This window comes from Pseudomonas mandelii, from assembly GCF_002251635.1.
GTDB lineage: Bacteria > Pseudomonadota > Gammaproteobacteria > Pseudomonadales > Pseudomonadaceae > Aquipseudomonas > Aquipseudomonas mandelii_B.
In genome coordinates, this window is sequence record NZ_NMOJ01000195.1 from 23,887 (window position 1) to 40,124 (window position 16,238).

At 59.8% G+C, this 16,238-nt stretch carries 10 protein-coding genes; 2 read left to right on the top strand and 8 right to left on the bottom strand.

Annotated features, from left to right (window positions below; all coding sequences use genetic code 11):
• Positions 1-164: 164 nt before the first annotated feature.
• The 5 genes from B7L09_RS24065 to B7L09_RS24085 form a co-directional block, all read right to left on the bottom strand.
• Entirely contained in the window at positions 165-3,200 is a 3,036-nt protein-coding gene (locus B7L09_RS24065) for a multidrug efflux RND transporter permease subunit (protein WP_094470923.1), read from the bottom strand.
• 13 nt (positions 3,201-3,213) lie between these two features.
• The gene (locus B7L09_RS24070; protein ID WP_094470924.1) at positions 3,214-4,362 is read right to left on the bottom strand and encodes an efflux RND transporter periplasmic adaptor subunit; all 1,149 of its coding nucleotides are present in this window, start codon (positions 4,360-4,362) and stop codon (positions 3,214-3,216) included.
• Positions 4,363-4,606: 244 nt separating this feature from the next.
• Positions 4,607-5,704: a DUF1513 domain-containing protein gene (locus B7L09_RS24075; RefSeq protein WP_094470925.1), complete on the bottom strand. Its 1,098-nt coding sequence runs from the start codon at positions 5,702-5,704 to the stop codon at positions 4,607-4,609.
• Positions 5,705-5,718: 14 nt separating this feature from the next.
• On the bottom strand, positions 5,719-6,783 hold the full coding sequence (locus tag B7L09_RS24080; protein ID WP_094470926.1) for an imelysin family protein: 1,065 nt from the start codon (positions 6,781-6,783) through the stop codon (positions 5,719-5,721).
• A gap of 26 nt (positions 6,784-6,809) precedes the next feature.
• Positions 6,810-8,237 carry a di-heme oxidoreductase family protein gene (locus B7L09_RS24085; protein ID WP_094470927.1) on the bottom strand — a complete coding sequence of 476 codons (1,428 nt, stop codon included), beginning with the start codon at positions 8,235-8,237 and terminating at the stop codon, positions 6,810-6,812.
• 556 nt (positions 8,238-8,793) lie between these two features.
• Between B7L09_RS24085 and B7L09_RS24090 the strand changes: the two genes are divergently transcribed.
• Entirely contained in the window at positions 8,794-9,741 is a 948-nt protein-coding gene (locus tag B7L09_RS24090) for an IS110 family RNA-guided transposase (RefSeq protein ID WP_042932411.1), read from the top strand.
• 210 nt (positions 9,742-9,951) lie between these two features.
• On the opposite strand, the gene B7L09_RS24095 is transcribed toward B7L09_RS24090, so the two are convergent.
• Complete coding sequence (locus B7L09_RS24095) at positions 9,952-11,301, bottom strand: imelysin family protein (protein ID WP_094470928.1); 1,350 nt, start codon at positions 11,299-11,301, stop codon at positions 9,952-9,954.
• 241 nt (positions 11,302-11,542) lie between these two features.
• Positions 11,543-13,594 carry a putative bifunctional diguanylate cyclase/phosphodiesterase gene (locus tag B7L09_RS24100; protein WP_094470929.1) on the bottom strand — a complete coding sequence of 684 codons (2,052 nt, stop codon included), beginning with the start codon at positions 13,592-13,594 and terminating at the stop codon, positions 11,543-11,545.
• Between the two features lie 1,359 nt (positions 13,595-14,953).
• On the opposite strand from B7L09_RS24100, the gene B7L09_RS24110 reads away from it, so the two are divergent.
• On the top strand, positions 14,954-15,325 hold the full coding sequence (locus B7L09_RS24110) for a DUF6124 family protein (RefSeq protein WP_094470930.1): 372 nt from the start codon (positions 14,954-14,956) through the stop codon (positions 15,323-15,325).
• 222 nt (positions 15,326-15,547) lie between these two features.
• Here the strand turns inward: B7L09_RS24110 and B7L09_RS24115 are convergent, their stop codons facing one another.
• On the bottom strand, positions 15,548-16,144 hold the full coding sequence (locus tag B7L09_RS24115) for a superoxide dismutase (RefSeq protein ID WP_094470931.1): 597 nt from the start codon (positions 16,142-16,144) through the stop codon (positions 15,548-15,550).
• Between the last annotated feature and the right edge of the window lie 94 nt (positions 16,145-16,238).

Genomic DNA, 16,238 nt, shown 5'->3' on the forward strand with positions numbered 1-16,238 from the left:
AGCCCAAATAAAAGGCCTCGCCAAATGCGAGGCCTTTTTTTGTGCCCGATTTTGAGCCTTACACCGTCCATGTGAGAGCGAGCTTGCTCGCGATAGCGGCCTAACAGTCAGCAAATTTGTTGAATGTTAAACAGCCATCGCGAGCAAGCTTGCTCCCACAGGGGTTACGGAGTCGCTTTGGCATCGGGTTTGGCCAGCAGGGTGTAGATGCACGGCAACACGAACAGCGTAAACAACGTCCCGATCGACATCCCGGTTGCGATCACCATGCCGATATCAAACCGGCTGACCGCGCCCGCGCCCGTGGCGATGATCAATGGCACCATGCCGAACACCATCGCCGCCGTGGTCATCAACACCGGACGCAGCCGGATCGCCGCTGCTTCCTCCACAGCCTCACGAGGTGTAAGGCCTTTTTCCTTGCGCAACTGGTTGGCGAACTCGACGATCAGGATGCCGTGCTTGCTGATCAGCCCGATCAAGGTCACCAAGCCCACCTGGGTATAAATGTTCATGCTCGACCACCCCAGGAACAGCGGAATCAACGCGCCGCAAATCGACAGTGGCACCGTCACCAGAATCACCAGCGGATCACGGAAGCTTTCGAACTGGGCTGCCAGCACCAGGAAAATGATCGCCAGTGCCAAGGCGAAGGTTACCCACAGCGCGCTGCCTTCCTGAACGTATTGGCGCGACGCACCGGCGTAATCGATGGCAAAACCGGCCGGTGCTTCTTCCAGCGTGATCTGGCGCACGGCGTCGATGGCTTCACCCATGCTGACCAGCGGCACCCCCGACAGGATGGCCGAGTTGAGTTGCTGGAACTGGTTCAACTGCCGTGGACGCGCCCGGTCGGTGACGGTGATCAGGGTCGACAGAGCCAGCAGTTCGCCTTGGGTGTTTTTCACGTAATAGTTGTTCAACCAGTCCGGGTTGTCCCGGAAAGGTCGTTCGACCTGAGCGATGACTTTGTAGCTACGACCCTCAATGGTGAAGCGGTTGATTTCCGCCTGACCCAGCAACGTGGCCAGTGTTCCGCCCAGATCCTGCATGGACACGCCCATCTGCGCGGCTTTGGCGCGATCGATGTCCACGACGACTTCGGGTTTGTCGAAGGCCAGGTCGACGTCGACGAAGGCGAACTTGCCGGACTCCATTGCCCTTTTTTTCACCCGGTCCATCACTTGCAGCAGCGCCTCGTAATCGTTGGCCGTGTTGATGACGAACTGAAACGGCAACCCTTCACCCGTGCCGGGCAACGAGGGCAGGTTGAAGCCGAACACCTGCAACCCGGAAATGCCCTCCAGTTTGCGCTGGACCTCGGGCAGGATGGCCATCTGCGTGCGGTCGCGCTCGTTCCACGGTTTGAGCAGGAAACCGCCAATCCCCGATTGCACGCCATTGAACCCATTGATCTGGAACGAGGAGTAGTACTCGGGAAATTCCTTGAAGATCGTGATGAATTCGTCGGTGTAAGTGTTCAGGTAATCGAGGTTGGCCGGTTGCGGGGCGTTGGCCAGCATGAAAATGATGCCTTGATCTTCATCGGGCGCCAGTTCCGATTTGGTGAACTTCAGCAGCACCGGAATCAGGCAAAGTACGATCACCGCAAACACCAGCACCACCGGCCGGGTATTGAGGGTGCCGTGGAGCATGCTCTGGTAGCGGCGCTTGAGGCCTTCGAAAATCAGGTCCAGTCGGTGCGCCAGGCCGCTGGGGTTTTCATCATGGCGCAGGAGCAGGGCGCACATCATCGGCGACAGCGTCAGCGCGACCACACCGGAGATCACCACTGCCCCGGCCAGCGTCAAGGCGAACTCCTTGAACAGCGCCCCCGTGAGCCCGGTCAGGAAACCGATGGGCGCATACACCGCCGCGAGCGTGATGGTCATCGAGACCACCGGCATGGCGATTTCCCGGGCGCCTTCGATGGCCGCATCCAGCGGCGTCTTGCCTTCCTCGATGTGTCGGTGAATGTTCTCCACCACCACAATGGCATCGTCCACCACCAACCCGATCGCCAGCACCATCGCCAGCAGTGTCAGCAGGTTGATCGAGTAGCCCATCATCTGCATGAAGAACATCACACCGATCATCGACAGCGGAATGGTGACCACCGGGATCACCACCGAACGCAGCGCCCCGAGAAACAGAAACACCACCACGATCACGATCAGCACGGCTTCGAAGAGGGTTTTCACCACTTCATCGATTGAGGCCTGGATGAACAGTGTGGCGTCGTAGGCGATTTCACCCTTCAGGTTGGGCGGCAGCTGGGCTTCCAGCTCCGGCATGATCTTGCGTACTTCCTTGATCACATCCAGCGGGTTGGCGCCGGGCGTAGCCTTGATACCGATGTACACCGAAGGAGTACCACCGAACGAACTGATCGAGTCGTAGTTTTCCGCGCCCATCTCAACCCGCGCCACATCGCTGAGCAGCACCCGGCTGTCACCGTCGACCTTGAGCGGAATCGCGGCGAACGCTTCGGCGGATTTGAGTTCGGTGTTGGCGTTGATGCTGGTGACGACGTACTCGCCTTTCACTTCACCGGCCGCGGAGAGGAAGTTGTACTGGCGCACCGCGTTGGTCACGTCGCTGGCGGCCAAGCCGAAACCGGCCAGCTTCACCGGGTCCAGCCACAGGCGCATGGCGAATACCTGGTTGCCGAGAATCTCGGCTTCAGCCATGCCCGGCAGGGTCGCCAGTTTTGGCTGGATGACGCGTGACAGGTAATCGGTGATCTGCGGGTTGCTCAGTTCCTTGCTGAAGAAACTGATGTACATGAGGGCCGAGGCGTCGGCGGCTTCCTTGCTCAGCACCGGGTCTTCGGCGTCCTGGGGCAGCTGGTTCTTCACCTCGTTGGCCTTGGCCAGCAGCTCGGTGAACAAGCGGTCGCTGTTGGAGCCGATGCGCGCGTAGATCGAGATCACCGAGAAGTTCTGGCGACTGACCGAGGTCATGTAGTCGATGCCCTCGGCACTGGCCAGGCTTTGCTGCATCGGTTGGGTGATGTAACCCTGAATGGTTTCGGCGTTGGCCCCGGGGTACGCGGTAGTCACCGTGATCAGGGCGTTTTCCATTTGCGGGTATTGGCGCAGCGGCAGCTTGCTCCAGGCCTGGAAGCCCAGCAGCACAATCAACAGGCTGACCACGGTGGCGAGCACCGGGCGGCGGATGAACGGATCGGTAAAAGCCATGAGGATTCCTTGATCAGTCAGTACGTGGCTGACTGTTCTTATCGGTCAGGGTCTTGTCGTCGCTGATGGCAATGTGTGCGCCGTTGTCCAGTTTGATCTGACCGGCCGTGACCACTTTTTCGCCGTTCTGCAAACCTTTGGTAATCATCACCAGCCCGTCGCGGCGCTCGCCGGTTTCGATGAAACGCCGTTCGGCGATCAGGATCGGCTGGCCCTTGTCGTCTTTTTCGAGGCTGCCGTCTTCGGCTTTTTTCTGCGCGACGACGTAGAGCGAGTTGCCGTACAGCGTGTAAGTGATCGCGCTTTCCGGCACGACGATGCGCGGCTGCGGGTCGGGCAGCATCACCTGCAGGCTGGCGAACATGCCCGGCAGCAGTTTGCCGTCGGGGTTGGCCAGGGTCGCGCGGACCTGAACGTTGCGGGTACTGTTTTCGACTTTCGGGTTGATCGCGCTGATCGTGCCAGGGAAGGTTTGTGTCGGGTAGGCCGAGACAATGATCTGCACCGACTGGCCGATGCCGATCTTCGGCACAGACTGCTCGGGGACGAAGAAGTCGACGTAGAGGCTGCTGAGGTCTTGCAGGGTGGCGATCATGGTCCCGGTGGCGACATAGTCACCAATGTCCACCTGTCGAATGCCGATCGTCCCGCTGAAAGGCGCGACGATGCTTTTTTTGCCGAGCGCAGCCTTGAGTTGATTGACCGTCGCCTTGCTCTTTTTCTGCACCGCTGACAGTCGGTCGAATTCGCCTTTTGAAATGGCCTGGCTGCCCACCAGTTGGCTACCTCGACCGTAATCGAGTTGGGCCAGGCCGAGGTCGGCCTGAGCCGTTTCAAGCAAGGCACTTTCCACGGCGCTGTCGAGTCGCAGGAGGGGTTGGCCGGCCTTGACCTTCTGGCCTGACTCGAACTGCAAGTCGATGACGGTGCCGTCGGTCTCCAGGCTCAGGTCCACGCCTTGCAGCGCCTTGAGGGTGCCGACGCTTGGCAGGCGAGCTTGCCACGGACGTTCGGCGGCCGTGGTCGCGGCGACACTGATCGGCGGTTTTGGCGCGGAAAAGCCTTGAATCATCGTGTAGATGGAGAAGGCTTTATAACCGGCCAGGACCAGCACGATCAGCAGAACAACACCCAACATGATCAGCATGCGGCGACGCAGCATATTTCCACTTCCTTGGAGAAAATCAGGTGAGACAGTGGGGCACATTACCCCGAGTCGGCGGGGGATTCCAACTGGTAGAAATTACAGGCAGGAATACGACGANNAGAAATTACAGGCAGGAATACGACGATCACAAAACCTGTGGCGAGGGAGCTTGCTCCCGCTGGACTGCGTAGCAGTCCCATTTTTCAGGACCGCTGCGCAGCCCGGCGGGAGCAAGCTCCCTCGCCACAAGGTAAAGCGGTCAGATGAGATGCAGGTGGTTATCCCAGAGCCCCGCCGGAAGCTCCAGCGGCTTTGCAACCAGAGTTGTCTGGCGACAATCGTAGTACCGGCAGCGGCCCTGACCCGAGGTCACGACAAAGCCATCGGCTACCGCGCCAACCCCGGCGCAATCGGGAAGCGGCGCATCCAGGCGCAGCTCACCGCTGTCCATGTCCCAGATAAAAAAGCGATTGCCCCGTGGCGCCGTCAGTGCGACCAGNCGCAAGTCGCTGTGCACTGCGACACTCGCGGTGTAATGCCCCATCGCCTGCAATTGCTCATCGGCCACCGGGAACGCCACGAACGGCTGCCCCGGGCGCTTGATCGCGAGCAACTCGGAACGCTCCTGGGACGGCCCCATGAACTGCTGCCCGGTAAGGATCGTGCCATCGCTGGCAATCCCCATATGGCGCACGCTGTTCATCTGCTGGTCGAGGGTTTCCTTGCTGATCAGGCTGCCATCGCGGCGCATCAACACCAGGCTCGGCTCCATGGCGTTGAGGTTCATCTCCACACGGCTTTCGGCTTCGGTGCGAATGCCGCCGTTGGCCACCACCAGGGTTTCGCCGTCGGGCATCCAGGACACCTGATGCGGGCCGATACCATGGGTGGAAATTTCGCCGCTGTGTACCAGTCGCTCGCCTTCGAACGTGTACACGCCAAGCAGGCCGCGGCCCGGATCGGAGGTGTCATTCTCGGTGGCGTACAGCCAGTCGCCGCTCTTGTGAATCACCGCGTGCCCGTAGAAATGCCGGTTCGGCAGCGAGACCACGGTTTGCAGCAGCGCGCCGTCGCGCAGATCGATCAGGTAACTTTCGGTACCCGGGCGACGGGCGACGAACAGCGCAATCGACAGCGTCGGGTGGTTGATGATGTCGTGGCAGCGCTGGCCAACCTGCGTGGCAAACACCTGCTTGCCGTCCAGCCGATAACCGACGGCGTAATGCTTGCCGTCGCCATCGTCCCGCGCCGAAAGCAGCAGCGGGCTCTTGTCCTTTTGTTTGAACAGCGTCCAGCCGCCCAGTGTCACTGCTCCCAGCAGCAAACTACCTAAAGTCAGAGCCTGACGTCGCAGCATGGCACTCGCCCTCATCAGTCACCGTCGTTGGCGTTAAAGCCCAGTTGGATGCCCAGCGCTTTGGCCAACTCGCCTTCGTGCAGGCGATGGACGACGTTGAGGCTGTCGTAAATATCGTTGAGCTGCTGGCGCCCGGCATCGTCGGCCAACAGTTCATTGAGGGTGCGCGGGTTGCCGGCGAACAGTTTCAGGGACGCGGCATAGGCGGCGTCGATCTTGTCGGCCAACGGCTTCTGCTCCGACGGCAGCAAGCCACGCAGGCCTTTGTTGTCGACACCGACCCACACGGTCTGGGCTGCCGCGAGGCTGGCCTGCAGGCTTTGCAGGGAAGACTGGCTGCGCCAGGCATCGGCCTGGAACGGTTGCGGGATGCCTTTGGTCTGGCGACCCATTGGCGTGCCGAGTTTTTTCTTCAGGGTGTCCAGTGCTGTCACTTGCGCGCGCAGCAGGTCGGCGATGGCTTCGTGGGAATCAGCGTAGCGCTGGTTCGGGAACTTGCTCATCTGCGCGAGCATGCCGTCGGTGTTGTTCCAGCTTTGCAGAATCTCTTCGGCCAGCAGTTTCTGACGCTCGCCAATCGCCTTCAGCAGCGGGCAATACTTGGCTTTCTGTGCGTCGTTGGCCACGTCCGGCTTGCTGTCGAACAGGATGTATTCATAGGCCGAGAGGCCTTGCACCACAACACTGGACTTGGCCAAGGCGGCGGCGTCGATCTGCGGCTGGGCGGTGACCAGTTGCTCGACCTGACGGCCGACCAGGTTTTTCTTGTCCGGCCAGAACTGCACCTGCCACGAACGGTTGCCCTCGGCCAGTGGGCCGATCAGCAGCGGTTGCAACTCGGCCCAGGCTTTTTGCGCGTGGAGGAAGTCGGCACGGGCGGTCTCCAGGCTTTCCTTGCCCTGGCAGTAGGCGAGGGCGCTGACGGCCAGTTGGCGGTCGGCTTCAACCCAACGGGTGTACGTCGGCAAGATCACCGATTTGGCGATGGCGGCCGAGGTGACGGCTTGCGGGTCCTGTGGCGAGCAAGCGCCGAGGGCGAGTGCTGCAAGGCTGGTGAACAACAATTTGGGACGGAACATGTCGGGCTCCCGCTATGGAAAACGTATTAAAGGGAATTCAAAAACGCCAGCAACGCAGCGCGCTGCTCGGCATTGAAAGACAACACATGCTGCTGCGCCGCCTGCGCTTCGCCGCCATGCCAGAGCACGGCTTCAAGCAGATTGCGGGCGCGGCCGTCATGCAAAAACTGAGTGTGGCCACTGACGGTTTGCGTCAGGCCAATGCCCCACAACGGCGGCGTGCGCCAGTCGCGGCCACTGGCCTTGAATTCGCTGCGGTGGTCGGCCAGGCCTTCGCCCATGTCGTGCAGCAGCAGATCGCTGTAAGGGCGAATCACTTGATTGGCCAGTTCAGGTTCGGCGGCGTTGGCGGCGGTGGTGTATTTCGGTGTGTGACAGGACGGGCATCCGGCCTGGAAAAACAGGTTCTTGCCGGCCAGCACTTCGGGCGTGTTGACGCCACGGCGTACCGGCACGGCGAGGTTGCGGGTGTAGAACAGCACCAGGCGCAGGATGTTATCGCTGACTTCCGGCTCACCGTCGGGGCCATTGCCGTTAGGGGCCTGTTTGCAGGCGACTTGGGCGTCGGTGCAGTCATCGAAGGGTCTGAGGCTGGTGGTGAGGCCCATGTCACCGGAGAACGCGTGAACATTCTGTTGATTGAGGTTGGGTTGCCCGGCTTTCCAGCCAAAACGCCCGAGGACGGTCTTTTGCTGCACGTCGTCCCAGACCCGGTTCGGCCGCCCGGCGATGCCGTTTTTGTCCTTGGCCTGAGCCTCGGCGTTGGCCAGGATCGCTTCGTCGGGGATGGCTTCGAGCAAGCCCAGGCCAATCATCGGCGGGGCAACGCGCGCCGAGAAACGGGTGTCGGGGTGCATAGGGCCGTAACCGAGCTGGGTGATGTTCAGGCTGGGCTTGCGCAACTCGATTTCGGTGCCGTCCTTGAAGCGGACCGGAACGGGGGTGTAATCGACCCGCACTTTGCCTTCCGGGGTCACGCCGGGTATGGCCATGTCCTGGAACTGGCCGCCGTAGACCGGCTCCGGGACCACGCCGAGCTGCTCGATGACTTTGGCNTAGGCCGGCGCGNCNGGGATCGACAGGCGCACCAGCATCGACACCGCATTGGGCGCATCGGGCAGCGGCGGGTGACCACGGCCATCCTTGATATGGCAGTTCTGGCAGGCGTTGGTGTTGAACAGCGGGCCCAGGCCATCGCGCGCAGTGGTGGTGGACGGNGCAATCACCCAAGGGTTGCGGAAGAAACTGTTGCCGACGCTGAAATCCACGCGCCGTGACGGCGACAGGTTCGCGGAGGGCAGGGAGAACGCATTTTGATCGGTCTTGCGCACGGTCGCTGCGCCACCGGACCGGGCTTCACCGGGTTCGGCCTTGGTAAAACGCGGGGCGTCATCGCAGGCACTCAGGCCCAGGGCCAGAAACAGTGCGGACAAGCGAAGAAGCAGCGAGGGCATCAGACATCCTGCAAGACGAGCAAAACAAGGGCGCAAAGTCTAACAGGGCGAGGGAGTTTGAATAAGAGGAATTATCGTTTGGTTGATGTGGGGCAGGTTTTCACAGAGGACCGAGGCGCAGCCATCGTGAGCAGGCTCGCTCCCACAGGGGATTGCATTCAGGCGGGCATGAAAAAGGCGACCCGAAGACGGTATTGAATTCAACATGGAGGGTGACTGACACGCCGCCTTCGCGAGCAGGCTCGCTCCCACGGGTTCAGCGCAGCCCCTGTAGGAGCGAGGCTTGCCCGCGAAGGCGGTATTGAATTCAACATGGAGGGTGACTGACACGGCGCCTTCGCAAGCAGGCTCGCTTGTATGGTAGGACTTGAAGGGAGGAGGAGGGACAAGGCTCGATTCTGACTGTTGACGCAGTACAGACTGTGGGAGATTTCGCCCCTCCTCCTTTCACCCAAGCGCCGATAAAGAATGCATCTGGCTAGACCGACGATAGGAACAAGCCTGCGCCTCTGAGTGAGCCCTTCAAGTGCTCAAACCTTATCTCGGAGGAAATCCTATGGCAATGCCGGTCTCTCTATCAAAACCGATCGTGGGCGTGGATGTCGCCAAGAATGAACTGGTGATTTATCAGGCTGATAACGATTTGCTTAAAGAGATTCCCAACACTAAAACATCCATCAAGCAGTGGCTGAATACGTTGCCGGGGACGGTGGCTATTGCCATTGAGGCGACCAACATCTATCACCTGGACTTTGCTGATCTGGCCTATGAGGCCGGATGTGCGATTTACATGGTGGGAGGCTATGAACTCAAACATTATCGCGAAGGCGTGAAAATCCGCGCCAAAACCGACGCGCTGGACGCCAAGTTGCTGGCCCGTTACCTGAAGAACGAAGCCGAGGAGTTGCGCCCCTGGACCCCTCCATCACCGCTGTACCGCCAGCTCCTGAGCCTCTTCCGCCGCCGGGCTGCCTTGGTCCAGGCTAGGGTTGGCCTGGTGCAGAGTTGGTCGAATGAGCCGCTGCTGAAAGCGGCTTTTGCAGAACAAGTGAAGTCCATGCAGCAGCTTGAAACGCTGATCGAAAAGACGATCAACGATCAGCTCAAAGAAGCCGGTTTACTCGGTCAACTGAAACGTTGCCTGAAAGTTGAAGGCATTGGATTTTTGACTGGGGCTCGCTTGATAACTGCATTTCAGCGCGGGGATTTTAGAAACGCGGATGCGTTTATCGCCTTCCTGGGCATGGATTTACGGGTGTCTAAATCAGGACAGAAGGACGGTCGCCGCAGTTTGACCAAGCGCGGTGACCCCGAGGCCCGCCGGCTTCTGCACAATGCAGCGATGTCGGCTAGCCGTACGAAAGCCTGGAAAGGGTTTTACGAAGCCCAAAGAGCCCGGGGCTTCAGCACTACTGAGGCGCTGGTGATGCTGGCTCGCAAGCTTGCGCGGGTGGCATTCGCTTTGCTGAAAGGGCAAAGCGAATATCAGTCAAAGGTCAGTTGAGGGTTTCCCCTCAACCATAGAATCTCCCACGGGGTCAGCGTAGACCCTGTAGGAGCGAGGCTTGCCCGCGAAGGCGGTATGGGGCAGGTTTTCACAGAGGACCGAGGCGCAGCCATCGTGAGCAGGCTCGCTCCCACAGGGGATTGCATTCAGGCGGGCATGAAAAAGGCGACCCGAAGGTCGCCTCTTTATTCACTCANCCAGCACTGATCAGAACTCGTGATCAGCGTTATCCGGGTTCAGGTCGCTGATGCCCAGTTTGCCAGCGGCGGCTTCGATCGAACCGGTCTGCTTGACCAGGGCGGCGATTGCGTCGCGCACGATCTGGTTGCCAGCGGTATTACCGGCGGCGATCAGCTGGTCGTAGTGCTCACCCTTGTTGGCGTGATCGACGATGACCTGCATCTTGGCTTCGGTTGCGGCCAGGTCGGCTTTCAGCGCGGCGTCGGCCGCAGGGTCAGCCTTGGCCACCAGGGACGACAGGCTGGCGCCGGTCATCTTGGTGCCGTCGGTGCGGGTGTATTCGCCCAGGTACACGTTGCGAACACCCTTGGCATCGTAGAACTGCGAATTATGGGTGTTGTCGCTGAAGCAATCGTGTTCGTCTTCAGGGGAGTTGGCTTCCAGGGAAACCTTCATGCGCTCGCCCGCCAGTTCGCCCAGGGACAGGCTGCCCATGCCGAACAGCATTTTGCGCAGGCCGGAATCAACCGGTTCCGCCTCCAGGGTGGCGCGGTAGTTGTCTTCGACGTTGGGCTTCCAGTTGCCGACCATTTCTTCCAGGTCGCTGACCAGCAACTGAGTCACGGACNTCAGGTAAGCGCGGCGACGATCGTTGTGACCGCCGGTTGCGCCGTCGCCGGTCATGTAGTCCGACGCCGGGCGGTTGCCCGCGCCAGGGCCGGTGCCGTTGAGGTCCTGGCCCCAGAGCAGGAATTCAATGGCGTGGTAGCCGGTGGCGACGTTGGCTTCGGAACCGCCCAGTTCATTGAGGCTGGCGAGTTTTTCCGGGGTGATTTCCTTGACGTCGACCTTGTCTTCGCCGACCTGGATCTCGTTGTTGGCGATGATGTTGGCGTTGGCACCGGGGTTGCCCAGCGCGTGCTCGTAGGATTTGTCGACGTAGTCGATCAGGCCTTCGTCCAGGGGCCAGGCGTTCACCTGGCCTTCCCAGTCGTCGATGATGGTGTTACCGAANCGGAACACTTCGCTCTGCAGGTAAGGAACGCGGGCAGCTACCCAGGCCGCCTTGGCGGCTTTCAGGGTGTCGGCGTTCGGGTTGGCGAGGAAGGTGTCGATTGCGGTTTGCAGGGTTTTCGCGGTGGATTCCGCGTCGCTGTACACCGCGAAGACGATGTCGGCGTAATGCGCGACAACGGCTTTAGCGGCGGCTTCGTCGACTTTGCTGGTAGCGGCGGGAGCGGTGGCTGGCGCCGGAGCGGTCGTGCTGGCGGCCGGTGTAGGCGCTGGAGCTGCAGCTTTGTCTTTGCCTTCGCCACAACCGGCGAGGGAAATAGCGATGGCCAACAGACTGGCGGTGGCCAGGGGCATACGAATCATGGCGAACATCCTGCTTCGAGAGGGGGTGGTATGGCGCAGCGGGTGCGCGAAACTGCGACATAATGCAAATCTTTCGCATTATGTGTAAAGGGTTGTAGCTGGAAATATTTCTTATTCAGGCGAGAGTTGTGTCGTGGATCTTTTGAGATCTACAAAATAGCCGCGTTACTGCGCTGCGCCTGTTTCAGATNTGGAAATATTTCTTATTCAGGCGAGAGTTGTGTCGTGGATCTTTTGAGATCTACAAAATAGCCGCGTTACTGCGCTGCGCCTGTTTCAGATAGGCGCTCAATTCCCGTGCCGGCAGCGGTTTGCTGTAGTGGTANCCCTGGCCCTCATGGCAGCCCTCGGAAATGATGTAAGCCTCCTGCTCGGCAGTTTCCACGCCTTCGGCAATCACTTGCATGCCCAGGCTTTTGCCCAGTTGGATGATGGCGCGCACGATGGTTGCGTCGTCGTCATCATCCAGCAGGTCCTGAACGAAGCTCTTGTCGATCTTGATCTTGTCCAGAGGCAGGCTTTTCAGGTAGCTCAGGGATGAGTAGCCGGTACCGAAGTCATCAATGGCGATCAGCGCCCCGGAACGACGCAGGCTCAGCAAGTGCTGGGCGGCGGTGCTGATGTCTTCCATCAGGCCGGTCTCGGTCACTTCCAGCTCCAGGCTGCGGGGTGGCAAGCGGTAGATCTGCAGCAGGTTGTTGACCACTCGCGGCAATTCGGCGTGGTGCAGTTGCACGGTCGACAGGTTCACCGCCATGCGCAGATCCGGGAAACCCTGATCGTGCCATTCGCGCAATTGCTTGCACGCTTGATCCAGCACCCACTCGCCGATGGCGATGATGGTGCCGTTCTGCTCGGCGAGCGGGATAAACAAGTCCGGCGGCACCAGGCCATGTTCCGGGTGCTGCCAGCGAATCAGCGCTTCCACACCGACCACGCGGTGGTCGCGGTAGCTGATTTGCGGCTGATACACCAGGTGGAACTGGTCACGGCTAAGGGCATCGCGCAGGTCTTTTTCCAATTCGCGGCGTCGGCGCATTTCACTGTCGACGCTGGCGATGTAGAACTGATAGCGGTTGCGGGAGCGGCTCTTGGCCAGGGTCATGGTCTGCTCGGCTTTTTGCAGCAGTTTCTCGGTGCTGTCGCCGTCCTCGGGAAACAGGGTGATGCCGATGGTCGCGCGCAGGCGGATCTCCTGATGATCGAGGGCGAATTCCGCTTCCAGGTCGTCCAGGATGCTTTGCGCCAGTTCGGCCGCTTCGTAGGGCTGGTCGATATCGGCCTGCACCAGGGCGAACTGGTCGCCGCCGAGGCGGGCGAGGGCGCCGAGACGACCGCTGTGAGCGCGCAGGCGATCGGCCAGGGCTAATAGCAATTGGTCGCCGGTCTGGTAGCTGAACTGTTCGTTAATGCCTTTGAAGTCGTCCAGGCCCACCACCAGCACCGCGACCCGTCGTTGCAATTTGCCGGCGTCGACTAGGATCTTGTCCAGTTGTTGCTGTAANTTCTGACGATTGGGCAGGCCGGTGAGAAAGTCGTACTGGGCCATGCGCAGCAGGCTGGATTCCGCCTCATGGCGCAGGTGGGTATTGCGTTCGATGGATTCGAGCAACTGGTTGGCCGTGTTGATCCACAGCCCCAGTTCGTTGCGTTCGTGACCTTTGATCTGGGGGATCTTGTGTTCGCTGGGCCGGTCCGGGTTGATCGAGGTCAAGTGCTCGATAATCCGCGACAACGGTTTGGTCAGCAGCCAGTGGTAGACCAGGTACAGCACCAGGCCCATGGCCAGGGCGCGCAGCACGCCGGAAATAAAAATGATCACCGAGCTGACAATAAAGCTTTTGCCGTAGGTGGCGGTGTCCAGGGTAATGCTCAGGTCGCCGTAATATTCGCTGTAGGGGCCCNGGCCTACCAGTTGGGTGGTAAAGGTGCGTTCCTTGCCGAGGATCAGGTCGGTCAGCCAGCGGCTGTTTGAATGCTGCAACTCACGAGACTTTTCCGCGAGCATGGTTTCGTTGGGATGGCCGATGGAGGCCAGGCGCACGGCGTCGTCCTGAAACAGGCCTTCGATTACCTGCATGCCCATTTCNCGGTCCAGGCTGTAGACGGCCTGGGTGGAGGGGTCGCGGAACATGTCGAGGATGCGTTCTGCATCGTTGGCCACGGCCTGGCGTGTTTTATAGGCATCGAAAACGATCTGCGCGCAGCTCAAGACTACGCCGACGATCAATGCCGACAGCAGCACAACCCGTAGCAACTTCACCGACAAGCTGTTTTTGAGTTCCAGCTTCAAAGGGTCATTCCTTGTTCCATGCGGGTAGCATCAAGTTGCCATGAGTATTGGCAATCCCGTGATGGCAGTCAAAGGGACATTCAATCTCAGGGTTTTTTGCCTGCAGCTTGGCAGAAATGCTGTTGTTTTGAGTATTTGACCTATTTGTACTGTGTCGGTAGTTGGGTCCTTCAACTTGAGGGGGATTGGGACTATTTTTCCTTTTGTTGATGTTAGCCTGCTGTGGCGTGGGGGCAAGGGGCTGAATGCTGGTTTCATTGTCCGAGATTGGCTTGGTTACTTGGCGGCCTGGTAGCCGACCATGTTCTTNCGGACTGATTGTTCGTTCGTTCGTTCGTTCGTTCGTTCGTTCGTTCGGTGTACATATCCGTTCCTGCGGTAACGGCCACTTAGGGTTTCGCCCTTACGGCGAGTCCCTTTTGTCAAACGCCACAAAAGGAACCAAAAAGTCTCGCCCCAAGCGTCCGGCCCCTCGCCTGGGCTCGGCGTACCTTCGCTCCGGTATCCATCCGGGGACACTGCCCTCCGGTCTGCTTCGCGACGACCTACATGCAGCGTGTTCGACTGCGTCGAACGGCGCTGCGCGCCACTCCCCGGATGAACACCTCCACTCAGCCTCCCGAAAGGGGCGGGCAGATCAAAAGCTGAAGGCGAGCTAACGCTCGGCCTGATGAGTGGTGAAAAGCGAGCGGTACACGCCGATTCCTGTGGGAGCTGGCTTGCCAGCGATGGCGGCCTGACAGCCGACCAGCATCTTGCAGATGTACGCCGAACCCTGTGGGAGCTGGCTTGTCGGGTCGCCGCATCGCTGCGAAGGCGGCTTGGTAGTCGACGTGTTCTTTCGGATGTAAGCTGGCTTGCCTGCGAAGGCGGCCTGACAGCCGACCTGCAATTTGCGGGTTCACGCCATTCCCTGTGGGAGCTGGCTTGCCTGCGATGGCGGCCTGATAGCCGACCAATCTCTTCCTGTTGCCTCCCGATTGATCGTTCCCATGCTCCGCGTGGGAATGCCGCCGCAGGACTCCATTACCACCGTACAGGACGGTACCTGCNTGTGTAAAAAACACGGCGTTTTCCCACGCATTTTTCAGGTTGCCGGGTAGGAAGCGTGTTCTCTAACCTTTGGTCGCTGAAAACTCAGCGACCGGGAGTGAGAGCCCGTAGACCTTTTAATCCAACATCAGTACCACCATAATTGCCGCCGGCTTATCCGCTGCCTGCAATGCTCAATGGCGGCTGTGTGCGGGCGGACTTCGGTCCGGCCGGGTTCGGGGTTACCGGTTTCTCACTCCGCACATAGCTGCCACCCTTCTATCGTGTGAGAACGATAGGTGGTGGCCCCAATTGAGATGACCCCAAATGTGCAAAAAGATAGTTCCAGATCCACCCATCGACACCACCACGCCCGATCCCGAAACATCACGCAACGACGACCTGCTCCGAGACCGCGAAGCCATCAACCGCGCCCTCGACTACTACCTCGATCCCGCGACCCACTACGCCGAAAAACCCCGCCGCCCCAGCACCATGTTCATGATTGCCCCGGACAACGACAGCGAAAGCCTGTTGGTTCATGCCTGTGAATCCCTGGCGTGCGCCAGTGTCCTGGCCAGCGACTTCGCCGCCGAGCTGATCGGCCCGCAACGCCATAAGGCGATGGCGATTCAGCAGGTCATCATGCTCGCGGAATTGGCCGTGAGCCGCGCGGTGGATAACGTTGTCCCCACCTAGAAACACCTGAGCCCGCTCCCACAGGGGCTCAACACAGGCTCGCTCCCACAGGAGATACTGTGTTTGCCAATGTCGATACCGAGAAGCGTCATCGTATTCATGAGAGATCCTCCGCCGAAAACGAGAAAAGCCCTGCAAGCGTAAACCTGCAGGGCTTCTCGGTCAGGCTGACCATCTCATTAAACCCGGCATAAAAGCCGGGTTTCTTGTCTGGCGTCGAGCTTAAGCCTTGAAGGTTTTGCCTTCAAATTGCTCAGCCACGAATTTCCAGTTGACCAGGTTCCAGAACGCTTCGACATATTTCGGACGCACGTTGCGGTAGTCGATGTAGTAAGCGTGTTCCCAGACGTCGCAGGTCAGCAGCGGGGTATCGCCGCTGGTCAGCGGGTTGCCGGCGCCGATGGTGCTGGCCAGGGCCAGGGAACCGTCAGCTTTTTTCACCAGCCAGCCCCAACCGGAACCGAAGGTGCCGACGGAAGTCTTGGTGAATTCTTCTTTGAACTTGTCGAACGAACCGAATGCAGCGTTGATCGCCTCAGCCAGTGCGCCGGTAGGTTGACCGCCGGCGTTTGGCGCCAGGCAGTTCCAGTAGAAAGTGTGGTTCCAGACCTGAGCGGCGTTGTTGAAGATGCCGCCCGAAGAAGACTTGACGATCTCTTCCAGGGTCTTGCCTTCGAACTCGGTGCCTGGCACCAGGTTGTTCAGGTTCACGACATAGGTGTTGTGGTGCTTGTCGTGGTGATACTCCAGGGTTTCCTTGGAGATGTGCGGCTGCAGGGCATCGTGTGCGTAGGGCAGCGGCGGCAATTCGAAAGCCATGATGATTCTCCTAATCAGGTCAGTTGCGGTGAGCGCAAGGCCGATCACGGGCGGCCAAACAAGCGCCGGGGAGTTTGTACTCTTTGCGGCGCAG